The sequence below is a fragment of the Pseudomonas sp. B15(2017) genome (assembly GCF_002113215.1).
GTDB lineage: Bacteria > Pseudomonadota > Gammaproteobacteria > Pseudomonadales > Pseudomonadaceae > Aquipseudomonas.
Genome location: NZ_NEJZ01000010.1, coordinates 60795 through 79811 on the forward strand (window position 1 = coordinate 60795; position 19017 = coordinate 79811).

The window sequence follows — 19017 nt, forward strand, 5'->3', positions numbered from 1 at the left end:
GAACCCACAGTGGGGAAAAAAGATCCGCGGAGTCAATCTTTTTAACGGATTCGACTACGGATGAATTGGATGATACTCCAGCGATGGAGACTGTTGCAGAGGGATTTGAGCATGGCTGTCGGCAAGGTGAAATGGTTCAACAATGCCAAGGGGTTCGGTTTCATCAACACCGACTCCCGCGAGGGGAAGGACGAGGACGGCAAAGAGATCGATTTCTTTGCCCACTACTCCGCCATTGAAATGGACGGATACAAAACCCTCAAAGCCGGGCAAATCGTCAAATTCGAGATCGTGCAAGGGCCCAAAGGCCTGCATGCCACAAAAATTCAGAATGCCGACGCTGCAAAAGATGCCGCCTCGACCGCTGTTCAGCATCAGTCAGTGACCAGTTGAAGCAACACGGACACCTGCCAGAAAGCAAACCGCCCGGCTCGATCACTCGAGCCGGGCGGTTTCGTTGCAGCTGCCTTTTTACATGTGCTTGACGATCGCCTCACCGAAGCCCGAAGAAGATACCAGCGTGGCGCCTTCCATCAGACGCTCGAAGTCGTAGGTCACGGTTTTGGCCTTGATGGCGCCGTTGGTGCCCTTGATGATCAGGTCGGCCGCCTCGGTCCAGCCCAGGTGACGCAGCATCATCTCCGCCGACAGAATCACCGAGCCCGGGTTGACCTGGTCCTTGCCGGCATATTTCGGCGCAGTACCGTGGGTCGCCTCGAACATGGCCACGGTGTCGGACAGGTTGGCACCCGGCGCGATACCGATACCGCCCACTTCCGCCGCCAGGGCGTCGGACAGGTAGTCACCGTTGAGATTGAGGGTGGCGATCACGTCGTATTCGGCCGGACGCAGCAGGATCTGCTGAAGCATGGCGTCGGCAATGGCGTCCTTGACGACGACTTCGCGGCCGGTTTTCGGGTTCTTGAACTTCATCCATGGGCCGCCATCCAGCAGCTCGGCGCCGAATTCTTCCTTCGCCACCTCGTAACCCCAGTCCTTGAAGGCACCTTCGGTGAATTTCATGATGTTGCCCTTGTGCACGATGGTCAGCGACTTGCGGTCGTTGTCCACCACGTACTGCAGGGCCTTGCGCACCAGACGCTTGGTGCCTTCCTTGGAAACAGGCTTGATGCCGATACCGCAATCCTGGTCGAAACGGATCTTGGTGACGCCCATTTCTTCTTTCAGGAACTTGATGACCTTGGTGGCCTCAGGCGAGCCGGCCTTCCATTCGATACCGGCATAAATGTCTTCGGAGTTCTCGCGGAAAATCACCATGTCGACGTCGCCAGGCTTTTTCACCGGGCTTGGCACGCCGTCGAACCACACCACCGGGCGCAGGCAGACATAGAGATCGAGCTGTTGGCGCAGGGCAACGTTGAGGGAGCGGATACCACCACCGACCGGAGTGGTCAGCGGGCCTTTGATGGAAACCACGTAATCCTTGACGGCGTCCAGGGTTTCCTGGGGCAGCCAGGTGTCCTGGTCATAAACCTGAGTTGCTTTTTCGCCAGCATAAACCTCCATCCAGGAAATCTTGCGCTTGCCCCCGTAGGCTTTTTCTACGGCAGCATCAACCACTTTGATCATCACAGGGCTGACGTCGACGCCAATGCCGTCACCTTCGATGAAGGGAATGATCGGGTTATCAGGGACATTGAGAGAATGGTCTGCGTTGACGGTGATTTTGTCGCCGACGGCTGGAACCTGAATCTTCTTGTAACCCATGCTGAACTCCATTGTTTGGATTGAACATCTGGCTTGGTTCGAGCGTAACCCAGTTGAATCAACACGCAAACCCTCTGTTCCGGGCCCGACCACATCTCGTTTCGTACAAGCCTGAAAGCAAAGGGAAAAGCGCCAATCTCAAGCATTCACGGCGACTCTACGCCCCACCCCGCCCTGCGACCTTTAGACCAATGGACGAGAATCGTTGCATATGAACCATCGGCAGATTGCCAGCTACCTATGTATAATGCCGCCCGCTGACCAAAGGGTCACGACGGCTGGCCTCTCTAGCACGAGACTTTCCGCCTGATTGGTCGGGTTGTTACCGCAGTCCGACTGCTTGACGCTCTACTGATGCACCCAACATCACCGCGAAGATTCTCGACATTCGGTTCATGGATGACTTTGAACGAACGCGCTTACCCGGCGCCCCTCGAGTTTCTGCGCACGCTTTAGCAAAGAAGAGAGAGTTAATCCGAATATGCCCACCCGCTCGAAGATCATCTATACCTTCACCGACGAAGCTCCAGCCCTCGCCACCTATTCCCTGCTGCCGATCATCGAGGCTTACACCGCCTCGGCCGATATCGCCGTGGAAACCCGCGATATCTCTCTTGCAGCACGCATTCTGGCCAGCTTCCCCGAGCAACTGGGCGACAAAGCCGTAGCCGACCACCTCGCCGAACTGGGCGACCTGGCCGTTACGCCTGAAGCCAACATCATCAAGCTGCCGAACATCAGCGCCTCGGTTCCGCAGCTGCAAGCCGCGATCAAAGAACTGCAAGCCCAGGGCTACAACCTGCCGGACTACCCGGAAACCGTGACCAACGACGCCGAAAAAGAAGCCAAGGCGCGCTACGACAAGGTCAAGGGCAGCGCCGTGAACCCGGTCCTGCGTGAAGGCAACTCCGACCGTCGCGCTCCGCTGTCGGTCAAGAACTACGCTCGCAAGCACCCGCACAAAATGGGCGCCTGGGCCAAGGACTCCAAGTCCCACGTCGCTCACATGAGCACCGGTGATTTCTACGGCAGCGAAAAAGCTGCCCTGGTCGACGCCGCTGACGCCGTGAAGATCGAGCTGATCGCCAAAGACGGCACCGCGACCGTCCTGAAAGAAAAAACCACCGTTCAGGCGGGCGAGATCCTTGACTGCTCCGTCATGAGCAAAAAGGCCCTGCGCGCGTTCATCGCCGCTGAAATCGACAGCGCCAAGCAACAAGGCGTGCTGCTGTCGGTTCACCTCAAAGCCACCATGATGAAGGTCTCCGACCCGATCATGTTCGGCCAGATAGTTGCCGAGTTCTACAAGGACGCCCTGACCAAGCACGCCGACGTGCTGGCCGAAATCGGCTTCAACCTGAACAACGGCATCGGCGACCTGTACGCCCGCATCAAATCCCTGCCGGCCGAACAGCAAGCCCAGATCGAAGCTGACATTCAAGCGGTCTACGCCGTTCGTCCGTCGCTGGCGATGGTCAACTCCGACAAAGGCATTACCAACCTGCACGTGCCGAGCGACGTCATCGTCGACGCCTCGATGCCGGCCATGATCCGTGACTCCGGCAAGATGTGGGGCACCGACGGCCAGTTGCACGACACCAAGGCTGTGATCCCGGATCGTTGCTACGCCACCATCTACCAGGCCGTGATCGAAGATTGCAAAGCCAATGGCGCTTTCGATCCAACCACCATGGGCAGCGTGCCAAACGTTGGCCTGATGGCTAAAAAGGCTGAAGAATACGGTTCCCACGACAAGACCTTCCAGATCAAGGCCGACGGCGTGGTTCGCGTGACCGACAGCAAAGGCACCCTGCTGATGGAGCAGGCTGTTGAAGCCGGCGACATCTTCCGCATGTGCCAGACCAAAGACGCGCCGATCCAGGACTGGGTCAAACTGGCCGTCAATCGTGCTCGCGCAAGCAGCACCCCGGCCATTTTCTGGCTGGACCCGATGCGCGCCCACGACGGCGTGGTGATCGAGAAGGTTCAGGCTTACCTGAAGGATCACGACACCGCCGGTCTGGACATCCAGATCATGTCGCCGGTCGACGCCATGAAGTACACCCTGCAGCGCACCCGCGAAGGCAAGGACACCATCTCGGTGACCGGCAACGTACTGCGTGACTACCTGACCGACCTGTTCCCGATCATGGAACTGGGCACCAGCGCCAAGATGCTGTCGATCGTGCCGCTGATGAACGGTGGTGGTCTGTTCGAAACCGGCGCTGGCGGTTCGGCGCCCAAGCACGTGCAGCAGCTGGTCGAAGAGAACTTCCTGCGCTGGGATTCGCTGGGTGAATTCCTGGCCCTGGCCGCTTCTCTCGAGCACCTGGGTGTTAACTACAACAACCCGAAAGCGCTGGTTCTGTCCAAGACCCTGGACCAGGCCACTGGCCAGTTCCTGGACAACAACAAGTCGCCATCGCGCAAAGTCGGCAACATCGACAACCGCGGCAGCCACTTCTACCTGGCGATGTACTGGGCTCAAGCCCTGGCCGCCCAGACTGAAGACGCTGCACTGCAAGCGCAGTTCGCGACTCTGGCCAAGACCCTGACCGAGAACGAAGCGACCATCGTCGCCGAGCTCAATGCCGTTCAAGGCAAGCCAGTGGACATCGGCGGTTACTACCACGCCAATGCCGAGCTGATCAGTAAGGCCATGCGCCCAAGCGCAACCCTCAACGCGGCGATTGCTGCGCTGGTATAAGGTTGTAAAGGGAACTTCACAAACCCCGGCCATGCGCCGGGGTTTGTTTTTTTCAAAAGGTTGAAATTTTGTTTTCGGTCTTACTTACCCCCCCCGAGAATCGAGCGCCTTATTCCACATCGTCGCAATGGACGATCGCAAAAAAGCATAATCAACTGTCAAAGTTGACAGGTCACAAGACTCGAGCAAGCCACTAATCTCAGAACACTCAAAATAAAATATCTGCCACCTCACTCACGCTCCCGATAACACAAAACACCGAAATAGCCGACCGGCCATTACTCCGGAATCAATAATAAAAAACGAGCGAGTCGAATCAACACCTTGCATCCCCGATGCAGACATCCGAGCCCAACAAAAACTTTGAGAGACAACTTTTTCAGATACCTTTAAACCTCGCAAGGAGATAAAAATGAAACCGTCGAGCCTACTCACCAGCTTTGCATTGGCCGCACTTATATCTTCAGCATCTGCCGACACTCTCTCATGGAATGACCCGGCAATCAGTGATGGACCATGCACTGACCCTCCCGCCCTCCAGGTCCCTATGCAACTCTTCAACACTCTGAAAGGCCTGCCACAAGGTTTCAGAGTTTATTTACCTTTTGGAAATCAGGCGTATTACCGCTGGATCCATCAAAAAATAAATGGTGGTATGGCTGCGACAGACGAATCCCAGATTCTGGCAACCAAACCCCGAGTGACTTTCCCGGACTTGCTGGCACCCATATTTTGGGCAGTGGGAAAAGTTGATGTCTACGATCACAACCCCGTCGATAAATGGTATTACGTACAAGCCATCCCCAAGAATCTCATCGCCACAGACTTGAGTGTCAACATTGTCAATCCAAGTCCAGGATCTGCGCCTTATGGATTTGGAGGCACGAACATTCCATCTCGGTATATTTGGGCGGACCCCTACGCACTTGTCGAGTGGCACTGCTTTGCGGGTAACGTTCAAGTCTTTAATGTAATTTCATTAATACCCGCACTTACGAACGAACAGATTTCAAAAATTTCGACTTTCCTGGAAAGTTATGGCTTTCAATCAAAAAACTTTATGAGCATGCCTTATTAAGCAGACCTGCATGAATCGGTTGAGGACTACGACGCCTTGTTGTTTACTTGCGCCCCTCCCCCGAGCAAGAGCAGTCCATGAACTGGCAACCCCACATCACCGTCGCTACCATCGTCGAGGACAACGGTCGTTTCCTGATGGTCGAGGAACACAAGGCCGGGCGTAACGTACTCAATCAGCCGGCCGGCCATCTGGATCCGGACGAAACCCTGATCGAAGCCGCCGTGCGCGAAACCCTCGAAGAAACCGGCTGGGATGTCGAACCCACCGCCGTGATCGGCATTTATCTGTACACCGCACCGAGCAACGGCGTGACTTACCAACGCGTGTGCTTCAGCGCCAAAGCCGTCAAGCACCACCCGGATTATCAACTGGACGACGGCATAGTCGGCGCCAAGTGGCTGACCCGCGACGAATTATTGGCCCAGCGCGATAACTGGCGCAGCGAGCTGATCATCCGTTGCATCGATGATTATCTGGCCGGCAATCGCTTCGGCCTCGAACTGATCCGCCCTTCCCTTTAGCCTTGAGGGCGTGAGCCTGATAGAATCGCGTCCTTTTTCAAGACACTCATTGAATCCCTATGCGTGATCCAGCCCCTTCTGACACATCCAAGAAGCGCGTCATTGTCGGCATGTCCGGCGGCGTGGACTCTTCCGTTTCCGCTCTCCTGCTGATCGAGCAGGGCTATGAAGTGGAAGGCCTGTTCATGAAGAACTGGGAAGAAGACGACGGAACGGAATACTGCACCGCCATGGACGACCTGGCGGATGCACAGGCCGTGTGCGACAAGATCGGTATCAAGCTGCACACCGCCAACTTCGCCGCCGAGTACTGGGACAACGTGTTCGAGCACTTCCTGGCCGAATACAAGGCCGGCCGCACGCCGAACCCGGACATCCTGTGCAACCGCGAGATCAAGTTCAAGGCGTTTCTCGACTACGCCATGATGCTCGGCGCGGACCTGATCGCCACCGGTCACTACGTGCGCCGCCGCGACATCGATGGCCGCACCGAACTGCTCAAGGGCCTGGATCCGAACAAGGATCAGAGCTACTTCCTGCACGCCGTCGGCGGTGAACAGATCGCCAAGACCCTGTTCCCGGTCGGCGAGCTGGAAAAACCGGAAGTCCGTGCCATTGCCGAGAAATACGAGCTGGCGACCGCCAAGAAGAAGGATTCCACCGGGATCTGCTTCATCGGCGAGCGCCGTTTCAGCGATTTCCTCAAGCAATACCTGCCGGCACAGCCGGGCGAGATCAAGACCACCGAAGGCGAAGTCATCGGCCGTCACCACGGCTTGATGTATCACACCATCGGCCAGCGCCAAGGCCTGGGCATCGGCGGACTGAAAGACGCTGGCGACGAGCCGTGGTACGTGCTGCGCAAGGATCTGGACACCAACGAGCTGATCGTCGGCCAGGGCAACAACCATCCGTGGCTGTTCTCCAGCGCCCTGCTCGCTTCGGAAATCTATTGGGTCAACCCGATCGATCTGAGCCAGCCGTTGCGACTGACTGCCAAGGTCCGTTATCGCCAGAGCGATCAGGCCTGCACCCTGGAAAAAACCGCAACCGGTTATCGCGCCGTGTTCGATGAGCCGCAGCGCGCGGTCACGCCGGGCCAGTCGGTGGTGTTCTATGACGGAGAAATCTGCCTCGGTGGCGGCGTGATCGAAGTTGCCGAGCCGTGGAGCGGCCAGGCATGAGCCCGACTCAGGAGCAACTGACGGCGCTGGGCGGCGTGTTTCTCGCCGCCGTGCTGGTGGACCGGATCGCCAAGACCGGCCAGACCAACGAGGCCGGCCTGAGCTGCATGCTCGGCAGTCTGCTGGTTCGCGACCCGAAAGACACCCTGGATGTGTACGGCGGCGACGATATCAACCTGCGCGAAGGTTACCGCGCGCTGATCGGCGCCCTCGAGCGCGATCCGAGCACCTTGCAGCGCGAACCGCTGCGCTACGCGTTGTCGATGCTTGGCCTCGAGCGACAGCTGGCCAAACGCGACGACATGCTCGATGTGATCGGCAAGCGTTTGCCGCAGATCCAGTCGCAGGTCGAGCATTTCGGCCCGGCCCACGAAAACGTGATCGCGGCCTGCGGCGCGCTGTATCAGGACACCCTGAGCACGTTGCGCCAACGCATTCAGGTGCACGGCGACATGCGCAATCTGCAGCAGCCGAGCAATGCCTCGAAGATCCGCGCCCTGCTGCTCGCCGGCATTCGCTCGGCACGCCTGTGGCGTCAGCTCGGCGGTCATCGCTGGCAGTTGGTCGTGAGTCGGCGCAAGTTGCTCAAAGAGCTGTATCCGTTGATGCGCAGCGAGTAAATCGCCGCGCAATAAAAGCCTTGTAGGCTGTAACGCGTAATACGCCGGTCAGTTGGCGACGGACCGGCGGATTTTTTCATGTATGATACGCGCCCCATTTCGTTGCCCGACTGTCCGAGAACACCCCATGCAGCTCTCTTCGCTCACTGCGGTTTCCCCTGTTGACGGCCGCTACGCCGGCAAAACCCAGGCCCTGCGCCCGATTTTCAGCGAGTACGGTCTAATCCGTGCCCGCGTTCTGGTTGAAGTGCGCTGGCTCCAGCGCCTGGCCGCTCACGCCGGCATCCCGGAAGTGCCAGCCTTCTCCGCCGAAGCCAACGCCGTTCTGAATGAACTGGCCGAGAACTTCTCTCTCGAGCACGCCGAGCGCGTCAAAGAGATCGAGCGCACCACCAACCACGACGTAAAAGCGATCGAATACCTGCTAAAAGAGCAGGCGGCCAAGCTGCCGGAGCTGGCCAAGGTCAGCGAGTTCATCCACTTTGCCTGCACCAGCGAGGACATCAACAACCTGTCCCACGCCCTGATGTTGCGCGAAGGCCGTGACGACGTGATGCTGCCGCTGATGCGCCAGACTGCCAACGCCATCCGCGAATTGGCCCTGCGTTTCGCCGACGTGCCAATGTTGTCGCGCACCCACGGCCAGCCGGCTTCGCCGACCACTCTGGGCAAAGAGCTGGCGAACGTGGTTTATCGTCTCGAGCGTCAGATCGCGCAGGTCGCTGCCGTTCCGCTGCTGGGCAAGATCAACGGCGCTGTCGGCAACTACAACGCTCACCTGTCGGCCTATCCGCAGATCGACTGGGAAGCCAACGCCCGCGCCTTCATCGAAGACGAGCTGGGTCTGGCCTTCAACCCGTACACCACGCAGATCGAGCCGCACGACTACATCGCCGAGCTGTTCGACGCCATTGCGCGCTTCAACACCATCCTGATCGACTTTGACCGTGACATCTGGGGCTACATCTCCCTGGGTTACTTCAAGCAGCGCACCATCGCCGGTGAAATCGGCTCGTCGACCATGCCGCACAAGGTCAACCCGATCGACTTCGAAAACTCCGAAGGCAACCTGGGCATCGCCAACGCGCTGTTCCAGCATCTGGCGAGCAAACTGCCAATCTCCCGCTGGCAGCGCGACCTGACCGACTCCACCGTGCTGCGCAACCTCGGTGTCGGCTTCGCCCACAGCGTGATCGCGTACGAAGCAAGCCTCAAAGGCATCAGCAAGCTTGAACTGAACGCTGACAAGATCGCTACCGACCTGGACGCTTGCTGGGAAGTCCTGGCCGAGCCGATCCAGACCGTGATGCGCCGCTACAACATCGAAAACCCGTACGAGAAGCTGAAAGAACTGACTCGCGGCAAGGGCATCAGCCCTGAAGCCCTGCAGACTTTCATCGATGGCCTGGACATGCCGGCCGAAGCGAAAGCCGAGCTCAAGCAACTGACCCCGGCCAACTACATCGGCAACGCTGTAGCGCAAGCCAAACGCATCTGATCGACTGCTTGACCCGTTTGAGACGCCCGGCCGCGCCGGGCGTTTTTATTCCCGTCTGAAAAATGCTTTTTTTCAATAGGTTACATATGAATCCCGATATTCCTCTTCAACTTCTGGGTGGTCTTACGGCGCGCGAATTCATGCGCGATTACTGGCAGAAAAAACCACTGCTGATCCGCCAGGCGATCCCTGATTTCGAAAGCCCGATCGACGCCGACGAACTCGCCGGCCTGGCCCTGGAAGAAGAAGTCGAATCGCGCCTGGTGATCGAGCACGGCGAGCGACCTTGGGAACTGCGTCGCGGCCCGTTCGCCGAAGACGAATTCAGCAAGCTGCCGGAGCGCGACTGGACCCTGCTGGTGCAAGCGGTCGATCAGTTCGTGCCGGAAGTCAGCGAGCTGCTGGAAAACTTCCGCTTCCTGCCGAGCTGGCGCGTCGACGACGTGATGATCAGCTTCGCCGCCCCGGGTGGCAGCGTCGGCCCGCATTTCGACAACTACGACGTGTTCCTGCTGCAAGGCCACGGCAAGCGCAACTGGAAAATCGGCCAGATGTGCGATTCGGAAAGCCCGCTGCTGCAACACGCAGACTTGCGCATCCTCGCCGAATTCCACGAGACCGAAGAGTGGGTCCTGGAACCGGGCGACATGCTCTACCTGCCGCCGCGCCTGGCTCACTGCGGCGTTGCCGTCGATGACTGCATGACCTACTCGGTCGGCTTCCGCGCTCCAAGCGCCGCTGAAGTACTGACCCACTTCACCGACTTCCTCAGCCAGTTCCTGACTGACGAAGAGCGCTACACCGACGCCGACGCCAAACCGGTCAGCGACGATCCACATCAGATCCAGCACGATGCCCTCGATCGCCTGAAAGCGCTGCTCGCCGAGCACATGAGCGACGAACGCCTGTTGCTGACCTGGTTCGGCCAGTACATGACCGAGCCGCGCTATCCAGAGCTGGTGGTAGGCCCGGAAGAAGTCGAGGAAGAAGACCTTCTCGGTGCGCTCGAAGACGGCGCCATCCTGATCCGCAACCCGAGCGCGCGCCTGGCGTGGTCGGACGTCGATGACGATCTGCTGCTGTTCGCCAGCGGCCAGAGCCGATACCTGCCGGGCAAGCTGCGTGAATTGCTGAAGCTGATCTGCTCCGCCGACGCCCTGCACACCGACAACCTTGGTGAGTGGCTGAGCGACGAAGACGGTCGCGGCCTGCTGTGCGAACTGGTCAAACAGGGCAGTCTGGGGTTCGCCGATGATGAATAAGATTCGCGTACGTGTTGCAGACTGGCAAAAGGACAACGCCGAGATCCGCCGCATTCGCGAAACGGTGTTCATTGCCGAACAATCGGTTCCACCCGAGCTTGAGTGGGACGCCGATGACGCCACGGCGGTGCATTTCCTGGCTTTCGAAGGCGACTTTCCGATCGGCACCGCCCGCCTTTTGCCCGACGGGCATGTTGGCCGGGTTTCGGTACTGAAGGACTGGCGCGGGCTGAAGGTCGGCGATGCGCTGATGCAAGCGGTGATTGCCGAAGCGGAAGCGCGTGGCTTGAAGCAGCAGATGCTCAGCGCGCAGGTGCAGGCCACGGCGTTCTATGAGCGCCTGGGTTTCAACCTGGTCAGCGAGGAATTCCTCGAAGCCGGGATTCCGCATGTCGACATGGTTCGCCATTCGGCATAACGCTTGATGAGCACCACAAAACGCCCCGCCATCGACCGATGCCGGGGCGTTTTGCTGTCTACGATTCAACTTGCCCCACCCCGGGCCGACAAACTGGCAATATCAAGCCTTTCGAAAGCGGAGATAACGGACATGTCCCTACGCACCCTGCTCACCACCCTGCTGCTCGGCTGCAGTTTTTCGGTGATGGCAGCCACAGAAATCGTTCCCCTCAAGTACCACACCAGTGCCGACATGCTGCCAGTCGCTCAGGACTTCATCGGTAAGGACGGCCAGGTCAGCGCCTACGGCAACCAACTGATCGTCAAGGCCGAGCCCGGCAAAATCGAAGAGCTCAAGGATTTGCTCTCGCAGCTCGACACCGCACCCAAGCGCCTGCTGATCACGGTCGATACCAACGAAAACAACGGGCGTGGCGACGAAGGCTATTCGGTCAACGGCGCGCAGACCCGCATCATCAGCCGCAGCACTGCCAGCCGAGACGGCGGAATTCAGCAGATTCAGGCCAGCGAAGGTGCGCCGGCGCTGATTCAGGTCGGCCAGAGCGTACCGATCACCAGCAGCCAGACCAACTCGTACGGCGATTACAGCAGCCAGACCCAATATCGCAACGTCACACAGGGGTTTTACGTCACCGCCAGCGTCACTGGCGAAACCGTTCATCTGGCAATCAGTACCAACCGTGACCGCATGAGCCAGGAACGTCCCGATGTAGTGAACGTGCAAAGCACCGACACAACTGTCACCGGACGACTGGGCGAATGGATCACCCTTGCCGGCGTGAATCGCCAGACTCAAGCCGACAAACAAGGTCTGGCCCGCAGCTACTCGACTCAAGGCCGGGATGACATGACCTTGCGGGTGAAAGTCGACACACTGGACTAAAGCACCAAAAACTGACTGATTAGTCGTATTAGACGAAAGATGTAGTGCTTTAAAAAAAGCACTACAAAATGTTTGACGAGCCAAAAAAGCGAAGGCATGATGGCCTCGCTCCCGCTAATCAGAGGCCCTGGCAAGGGCCTTCGAAGCGCTGCTCGCAACCATCCCCGCGAGCCGTTTCGTGTCTGTACCGCCCACAAGGTGTGTTTGACGAGGTTGCCGACTGGAACGAAGTTGTCCCGAGGGACGGAAGCGTAATTAGGTAACCCGGCTTTACACTGTAGTTCGCATAAAGGCCCACGACACCCGAATGCGCCCACCAGTTGCCTTTACCTGCTCACTTCCCCTCGAGCCCATCGTTCATCCCGTCGCCTGCCCCGCCGAACCCGACCTGACCACCTAAGCTTCTGGTCAGCGAGCGCAAGGAATTTTCCACCGCAGAACAACTTTTCATAAAGACGCGACGAGGTTTATCTCCATGGCACTGACACGCGAACAGCAAATTGCAGCCCTTGAAAAAGACTGGGCTGAAAACCCGCGCTGGAAAGGCGTGACTCGCAATTACTCCGCTGCTGACGTCGTCCGTCTGCGTGGCTCGGTTCAACCAGAGCACACCTTTGCAAAAATGGGCGCCGAAAAACTGTGGAACCTGGTCACCCAGGGTGCCAAGCCGTCCTTCCGCCCAGAGAAAGATTTCGTCAACTGCATGGGCGCCCTGACCGGCGGCCAGGCTGTTCAACAGGTGAAAGCCGGTATCCAGGCGATCTACCTGTCGGGCTGGCAAGTCGCTGCGGACAACAACTCCGCCGAATCGATGTACCCGGACCAGTCGCTGTACCCGGTGGACTCGGTTCCAACCGTGGTCAAGCGCATCAACAACTCGTTCCGTCGTGCCGACCAGATTCAGTGGAAAGCCGGCAAGAACCCGGGCGACGAAGGCTACATCGACTACTTCGCGCCAATCGTGGCTGACGCCGAAGCCGGTTTCGGCGGCGTACTGAATGCCTACGAGCTGATGAAGAGCATGATCGAAGCAGGCGCCGCCGGCGTTCACTTCGAAGACCAACTGGCTTCCGTGAAGAAATGCGGCCACATGGGCGGCAAGGTTCTGGTTCCAACCCAGGAAGCCGTGCAGAAGCTGACCGCCGCTCGTCTGGCTGCCGACGTGGCCGGTGTACCGACCATCATCCTGGCCCGCACCGATGCCAACGCTGCCGACCTGCTGACTTCCGACTGCGACCCGTACGACCAGCCGTTCGTGACTGGCACCCGTACCCAGGAAGGTTTCTACAAGGTTCGCGCAGGTCTGGACCAGGCAATCGCCCGTGGCCTGGCCTACGCACCGTACGCCGACCTGATCTGGTGCGAAACCGCCAAGCCAGACCTGGAAGAAGCCCGTCGCTTCGCCGAAGCGATCAAAAAGGAATACCCGGACCAGATCCTGTCGTACAACTGCTCGCCTTCCTTCAACTGGAAGAAAAACCTGGACGACGCGACCATCGCCAAGTTCCAGCGCGAACTGTCCGCCATGGGTTACAAGCACCAGTTCATCACCCTGGCCGGCATTCACAACATGTGGCACAGCATGTTCAACCTGGCGCACGACTACGCCCGCAACGACATGACTGCCTACGTGAAGCTGCAAGAGCAGGAATTCGCTGACGCCGCCAAGGGTTACACCTTCGTGGCTCACCAGCAGGAAGTGGGCACCGGCTACTTCGACGACATGACCACCGTGATCCAGGGCGGCACGTCCTCGGTGACTGCGCTGACCGGTTCGACCGAAGAAGAACAGTTCCACTGATCGACTTCACCAAGTAAACGGCCTTTGCGGACCGTTTAGAAAGCTAACCGCATTGCCGAAAGACTGACGCCCCGACTGGTTCGGGGCGTTTTTTTACTCGCGCTTTCACCATCACTGCCATTTAAACAGGCCATTTCAGACTGCAGTCGCATAGCGGCTCTTTCTGGTAGCAAGTAAAAGACAAGCGCTTCCGAACAAAATGCCCACCAGCCCGTAGACACTCCAGCTCAACTGGAAACCGATCCCGGCGATCAAAGAGGCGCCGATGCCCACAGAAACCATCCTCGCCAACGCCAGCACTACAGGAATTATCGAAAACAGACTGGCCTGGGTTTGCAACGTGGTTTTCTGCGCAATCAACGCAGTGATGTAGGTAACACCGAGAATCTCACCCAGCGTCCAGAGGAAAACAAACGAGAGGATCAGTGCGGTTTGCTCGAAAAAGGCATAGGCTCCAAATCCGATACCGTAAAAAACCGCCGCCAGGGACAAATTGGTCAGCGCCCCGAAACGCGACGTCAATGCAATCAGAGGCTGCGTCACCACGACCACCAGCAATGCATTGACGATACCTACCGCACCAAACAGCCCGGCGGCCTTCCCCTCCGTCACCTGATCAAGCCATAGAGGCAGCTGATACTCGCGCTGGGCATCCAGCACCGACAACGCAAAAAACATGGCGCCCGCCACGATCACGATCCTTGGCACATCGGCCAGTGCGCGAATGGAAGCACTTCTGGTTTCAGTTAAAACATTCTGACGCTCCGGCAACACCAGAAACACACTCGCCAACAGGCACAACACACTGGCAACCATCGCAAACAGCACCAGATAGTGACTGTCGAGACCGAGCAAGTACCCACCCATCACAAATAGCAGCGCTCCCCCCAGATTGCTGGCCAGGTGCAGATAACCAAAGGAGGCGATGCGATTGCTGTCGTCCGCGGCCAGGGACGTAAGCACACTGAATACCGGCGTGATCAGGCCTGCGCACAGCATGAACAACAGCACCATCGCAATTGATGCGATCGTTGAACTGAATACGGCAGCGAACAACAAAAACAGTGATGAACAGGACGACGTACAGATCAAAAGTGCCCGGAAGGTAAAACGACCGATCAGCGCTCCACCCAACAGATTACCCAGCAGATAAAATGCCGACATCAGCGTGATCACCCAGGCCACCGCCGCGCTGTCGAGCTCGTAATGCCGCTGGAAAAACAATGCCGCAAAAGGCCCCAATGCGTTGGCCATGACGAACAGCAAGCGCAGCGCAATGATATTGCGCATCCCTGCCGCCAGACCGATCCTTTTCAGCCATCTCCTCATATGAGCATCACCGCGATGCTCCGCCAGTGCGCAGCTTTGGTCTTCCGGCAATCCAGCGTTCTATTTTCACATCGCTCAAACAAGCCGCGCTGCCGCTCCCGCGCAATATCGCCATCAGCAATAGTTTGAGATCCGACGATGAAGGGACAGCCACTCGCAGTAAATTGTCGAGCAGGCCAAAACTGTGCGGGTATTGCGAGCAGTTGCTTACGCGGATATTGGCCTGAGCGAAAGCGCTGGCCAGACGACCGTCGTGCTCATCCTGCAGCAGCAGAAAGTTCGTGTCGCTCTCATAGACGACGATCGCGTTGGCCCGACAGACTTCGATTATTTCAGTCTTGATCTGCGCAAGATGATCGTGCGCCTGCTGCAAGACTTTCTGATTCTGCAAACAGAACAGCCCGGCTTTCACCGCTACTTGGTTCACATCCCATGGGCCACGCACTTTCATCAGTTCACGTATGGATTCCGGTCGCGTGACCACATACCCCAGGCGCAACCCGGCAAGACCGAAGTACTTGGAAAACGAACGAATCACAAACAACTGCCTGACCGCACTGAATGCATCCAGACAAGATTGTTGCAAATACTCGAAATAACATTCGTCCACGATCATCGGTTTGTCTTGCCTGACACAAGCCTCGACGAACACCTGCAATTGCTCTGGATCGATGCGAACACCCAGTGGATTGTTGGGGTTGCACAGGATCAGCCCTTGGCTGGTTTGCAGGGACTGGAGTACCGCCTCGGTGGACAGCACGAATTTTTCGGCCTGTTTTTCAAACCCCACGATCACGGGAGCCACACCGTTTACGTCGAGCATCTGGTAATAAAAGGAAAAAACCGGAGAAGGCACCACCACCCGATCCCCTGGCGAAAACAGTAACCGAATCACCAGATCGATGGCCTGATCCGCGCCATTGGTCAGCAGCAAACGGTCGGTGGAGACCTTGCAGTACTGTGCGAGCTGGTTAAGGAGCGGCCGGTAATTGGGATAGGCGAACAGATCCTGGGGCTTCAATTCGTTGGCGATGAACCCTGCCAGAAACCTTTGTAAAAACTGGTTTTCGTTCAAATCCAGCAACACCGATGAAAGATCGCGCTCCGGCGCCTTCCATAATCCGGAACATGAGATGTGAGGGTGAAACTTCATTTGCGCATCCCTCCATAGATCACCTGCTCGCCAAGCGCATACATCTGCCTGACCTCTTCGTGACTGGCATACACCACCGATTTCCCCGTGGCGGCCGATAGAAACTGGCTGGTAATCAAGCGGCTGATTTCGGCAGTGAATGCCACGGCGCGATGAAACGCCTCCGACAGGTCGCGGCCAAAACAGGTAATGCCATGACCGGGCATGACAATGCAGTTGGTGTCACCCGCGCAGCGGCCAATGGCACTGACATCCAGCTCGATATTCACACCTTCGCCGAGAATGCACGGTGGTTTGCCCATGACCAATGCCGTGTCGTTCGACACGTATTTCATCTCACGCCACTGCGAGACAGCGAAGAAGGAAATGACTTCATTGGGATGCAGATGCACCGTCGCATTGACATCGGCGCGACAGCGCATGATTTCCCGATGCATCCGGTGCCCCTGGCTGGGCCGGAAACAACCGTGCAAAAGCTCATCGGATTGCATGTCCAGCACCGACAAATGCTCAAGCCCGCACTCTTCCAGAGAGATGCCGCGGTGTTTGGTGTAGATCACGTCGCGTTGCCAGTACTGAGAGCGGCTGCGTACAGCGATATTGCCCAGCGTATTGACCAGTAGTTGTCGCGCCGCCAGCCGCTGACCGTATTGAACAATGCTGTTGCCGATCGCCATGTCGAACCAAGGTGGCAACCCGGCTCGGGACGATTCAAATCCCGCACGTTTCAATTCAGGCATATCCGTCTGCCTCCCGCGATACACAATCGGAATTGACCACAGTTTCGGCTGTTTTCCCCTGTAACAGAGCCAGCAGGGTTTCCAGGGCATTGGCTTTGAGTTGGGCCAGAGAGCGCTCGCTGTAAAAAGCGGCATGCGGCGTTAATAACACCCGCTCATGCTCGATCAAGGCCTGGAGAGGAGCAGGCTCTTCCTGCACGACATCCAGCAGAGCCATGGACACGCCCCCTGCCTGCAAGGCCCGAAGCAGCGCATCGGTGTCGACGATGCCACCTCGCGCGGTATTGACTAAGGTCGCACCGTGCTTCATCCGTGAAAATGCCGCGTCGTTCATAAGATGCGCAGTGTCCGGGGTAAGCGGCAGATGCAGCGACAGAATATCGGCCGTTTCGAGCAGTGAATCCAGCGTCACGCCCGTGGCAATGCCTTCGGCACAGCGCTCGACCCCGGGGTCGTAAAAACAGATGCGGTAACCCAGGGCCGCCGCCCTGCGGGCCAACGCTCGCCCTGTTGCACCATAACCCACGACTCCCAGAACGGTGTCTGCACAGGCTCTCACTTCACCGGTATGGGCTCGCCAGTTCCAGCCTCCCTGGCGGGTGTGTCCCGCGTAGTCGAACAGCTTGCGCTGGGCAAAAAGGATCAATGCCAAGGCGTGCTCGGCAACTTCCTCCGCCCCTACAGAACCGATGTTGGCGCACACAATGCCTCGCGCGCTCAACGCCTCGACGTCCACATCATCAAGGCCGATCGTGGCCTTAACCAATGCGCGGCAACGATGCATTCTGGCGATCAGCGGCGCGTCGATGACCACCGAATGAAAGGCGATGATGCCGTCGGCTTTGGCCAGTTGCTCATCCGAGGGCCGGAACGTCACCTCCACGCCGTAGTGTCGATACTCCGACCCCGGGCCATATTCCCCGGGGTCGACGTAGTTCACTCGCTGCGAATCGATCATCAAAATATTCATGGGCATCCTTTTCCTTCCTGCGTCGTTGGCACTGCTGATTCAAAACGTTGCGCCCGGCGACTCTCAGGCATTGAGGTAGTCGCACTGTTGGCCGATATGCCCCTCCACGGCCGCGCCATAGATGCAGGCGGCAACCACCATGTCCTGACTGGCATGGCCAACACTGCGGAAGTAACTGAGGCCTTGTTTGCGGGTAACCGGCGAAGGCTGCTCGACAACCAAAGTACTGATCTCACGGATGTCCTTGCGGTTGATCACCGACCACGCCAAGGCCTGGGCAATTTCGCCCGATTCGCGGCATGCGGCGTCCAAATGATCGACATGTATTTGAGCACTGCCCAGCAATTTTGGATCGACCTCGCACGCCTGCTGCGTACTGCCGCCAACGGCATTGATATGGGCATCGGGTTTGAGCTGATGTACCCCGATCAACGGCAGCGGACTGTCGTAGGAGGTTGTCGTACAGACAATATCCGCGTCTGCCAAAGCATCCTCCATGCGCTCAACAGCCTCGACCGGCTGCGCAAGTTCAATGGACAGACGTTCGGCCAAGGCGACACTGCGGGCCATCGAGCGGGAAAAGATCCTGACCTGCCCCAATTCCCTGATAGCGGCCATTGCCTGGATATGCGCCGCCGCTTGAGCCCCAGCCCCGATCACCGCCAGATTGAGCCGGGCCTGCAGGCAGAGTTTGTCCGTCACCAACGCACTCAGGGCACTGGTGCGAATTGCTGTAAGAGCGGCACTGTCGAGCATCGCCAATAACCTGCCGCTATCGACGTCGATCAGCAAAACCGCGCCATTGACCGCCGAGCGCCCCAGCACGGCGTTGCCGGGATGAAACGACGACACTTTGATGCCCAGCGTCTGGCTCACAGGCAAAAAGGCCGGCATGAACAAAGAGAATGCTTTTTGTCGCGAGTGCGTGATTATCGAACGTGGCGGAACCACGGGTGCCGCGAGAGAAAAACCCTGGTGAGCTTTTTCGAGTACGCGCACAAGCGACGGCAACTCGACACAACGCCCTATATCTTCACGATTAAGCAGCAGCATGGTTTGTCCTTTTCCATCAAGGCTCTTTGAAGGTCCCGGCCATTCCCTCACCGGCAGCGCTTCCACG

At 58.0% G+C, this 19017-nt stretch carries 17 protein-coding genes; 11 read left to right on the forward strand and 6 right to left on the reverse strand.

Going from position 1 to position 19017, the window contains the following annotated elements:
* The first annotated feature begins 111 nt into the window (after window positions 1-111).
* Entirely contained in the window at window positions 112-393 is a 282-nt protein-coding gene (locus tag CAF73_RS16100) for a cold shock domain-containing protein (RefSeq protein ID WP_085699139.1), read from the forward strand.
* A gap of 78 nt (window positions 394-471) precedes the next feature.
* Here the strand turns inward: CAF73_RS16100 and icd are convergent, their stop codons facing one another.
* Window positions 472-1728 (reverse strand): NADP-dependent isocitrate dehydrogenase, encoded by a 1257-nt coding sequence (gene icd, locus CAF73_RS16105; RefSeq protein WP_085699137.1) that lies wholly within the window; start codon window positions 1726-1728, stop codon window positions 472-474.
* 481 nt (window positions 1729-2209) lie between these two features.
* Here icd and CAF73_RS16115 point away from each other — a divergent pair, with 481 nt between their 5' ends.
* The 10 genes from CAF73_RS16115 (at window position 2210) to aceA (ending at window position 13705) form a co-directional block, all read left to right on the forward strand.
* Window positions 2210-4435 carry an NADP-dependent isocitrate dehydrogenase gene (locus tag CAF73_RS16115; protein WP_085703232.1) on the forward strand — a complete coding sequence of 742 codons (2226 nt, stop codon included), beginning with the start codon at window positions 2210-2212 and terminating at the stop codon, window positions 4433-4435.
* A gap of 412 nt (window positions 4436-4847) precedes the next feature.
* Window positions 4848-5513: a hypothetical protein gene (locus CAF73_RS16120; RefSeq protein WP_085703233.1), complete on the forward strand. Its 666-nt coding sequence runs from the start codon at window positions 4848-4850 to the stop codon at window positions 5511-5513.
* Between the two features lie 77 nt (window positions 5514-5590).
* Complete coding sequence (locus CAF73_RS16125) at window positions 5591-6037, forward strand: NUDIX hydrolase (protein WP_085699131.1); 447 nt, start codon at window positions 5591-5593, stop codon at window positions 6035-6037.
* 59 nt (window positions 6038-6096) lie between these two features.
* On the forward strand, window positions 6097-7221 hold the full coding sequence (mnmA, locus tag CAF73_RS16130; RefSeq protein WP_007951446.1) for a tRNA 2-thiouridine(34) synthase MnmA: 1125 nt from the start codon (window positions 6097-6099) through the stop codon (window positions 7219-7221).
* The gene (gene hflD, locus CAF73_RS16135) at window positions 7218-7841 is read left to right on the forward strand and encodes a high frequency lysogenization protein HflD (RefSeq protein ID WP_011334953.1); all 624 of its coding nucleotides are present in this window, start codon (window positions 7218-7220) and stop codon (window positions 7839-7841) included. Before mnmA ends, hflD begins: the two co-directional genes overlap by 4 nt.
* A 127-nt stretch (window positions 7842-7968) precedes the next feature.
* Window positions 7969-9339 carry an adenylosuccinate lyase gene (gene purB / locus CAF73_RS16140; protein WP_085703234.1) on the forward strand — a complete coding sequence of 457 codons (1371 nt, stop codon included), beginning with the start codon at window positions 7969-7971 and terminating at the stop codon, window positions 9337-9339.
* A gap of 86 nt (window positions 9340-9425) precedes the next feature.
* Window positions 9426-10601, forward strand: coding sequence for a cupin domain-containing protein (locus CAF73_RS16145; protein WP_085699125.1), 1176 nt, complete (start codon window positions 9426-9428; stop codon window positions 10599-10601).
* The gene (locus tag CAF73_RS16150; RefSeq protein ID WP_007951452.1) at window positions 10594-11019 is read left to right on the forward strand and encodes a GNAT family N-acetyltransferase; all 426 of its coding nucleotides are present in this window, start codon (window positions 10594-10596) and stop codon (window positions 11017-11019) included. Before CAF73_RS16145 ends, CAF73_RS16150 begins: the two co-directional genes overlap by 8 nt.
* A 132-nt stretch (window positions 11020-11151) precedes the next feature.
* Window positions 11152-11904: a secretin N-terminal domain-containing protein gene (locus CAF73_RS16155; RefSeq protein ID WP_007951453.1), complete on the forward strand. Its 753-nt coding sequence runs from the start codon at window positions 11152-11154 to the stop codon at window positions 11902-11904.
* Window positions 11905-12379: 475 nt separating this feature from the next.
* Complete coding sequence (gene aceA, locus CAF73_RS16160) at window positions 12380-13705, forward strand: isocitrate lyase (protein WP_039767419.1); 1326 nt, start codon at window positions 12380-12382, stop codon at window positions 13703-13705.
* 135 nt (window positions 13706-13840) lie between these two features.
* On the opposite strand, the gene CAF73_RS16165 is transcribed toward aceA, so the two are convergent.
* The 5 genes from CAF73_RS16165 to CAF73_RS16185 form a co-directional block, all read right to left on the reverse strand.
* Window positions 13841-14995, reverse strand: a complete 1155-nt coding sequence (locus CAF73_RS16165; RefSeq protein ID WP_234205616.1) for an MFS transporter — start codon at window positions 14993-14995, stop codon at window positions 13841-13843.
* 46 nt (window positions 14996-15041) lie between these two features.
* A complete protein-coding gene (locus CAF73_RS16170) occupies window positions 15042-16187 on the reverse strand; it encodes a histidinol-phosphate transaminase (protein ID WP_085703236.1) in 1146 nt (381 codons plus the stop codon).
* Window positions 16184-16927 carry a class II aldolase/adducin family protein gene (locus CAF73_RS16175; protein WP_085703237.1) on the reverse strand — a complete coding sequence of 248 codons (744 nt, stop codon included), beginning with the start codon at window positions 16925-16927 and terminating at the stop codon, window positions 16184-16186. Before CAF73_RS16175 ends, CAF73_RS16170 begins: the two co-directional genes overlap by 4 nt.
* Window positions 16920-17897, reverse strand: a complete 978-nt coding sequence (locus CAF73_RS16180) for an NAD(P)-dependent oxidoreductase (protein WP_085703311.1) — start codon at window positions 17895-17897, stop codon at window positions 16920-16922. Before CAF73_RS16180 ends, CAF73_RS16175 begins: the two co-directional genes overlap by 8 nt.
* Window positions 17898-17960: 63 nt before the next feature.
* Window positions 17961-18950 carry an ornithine cyclodeaminase family protein gene (locus CAF73_RS16185; RefSeq protein ID WP_085703238.1) on the reverse strand — a complete coding sequence of 330 codons (990 nt, stop codon included), beginning with the start codon at window positions 18948-18950 and terminating at the stop codon, window positions 17961-17963.
* Window positions 18951-19017 lie beyond the last annotated feature (67 nt).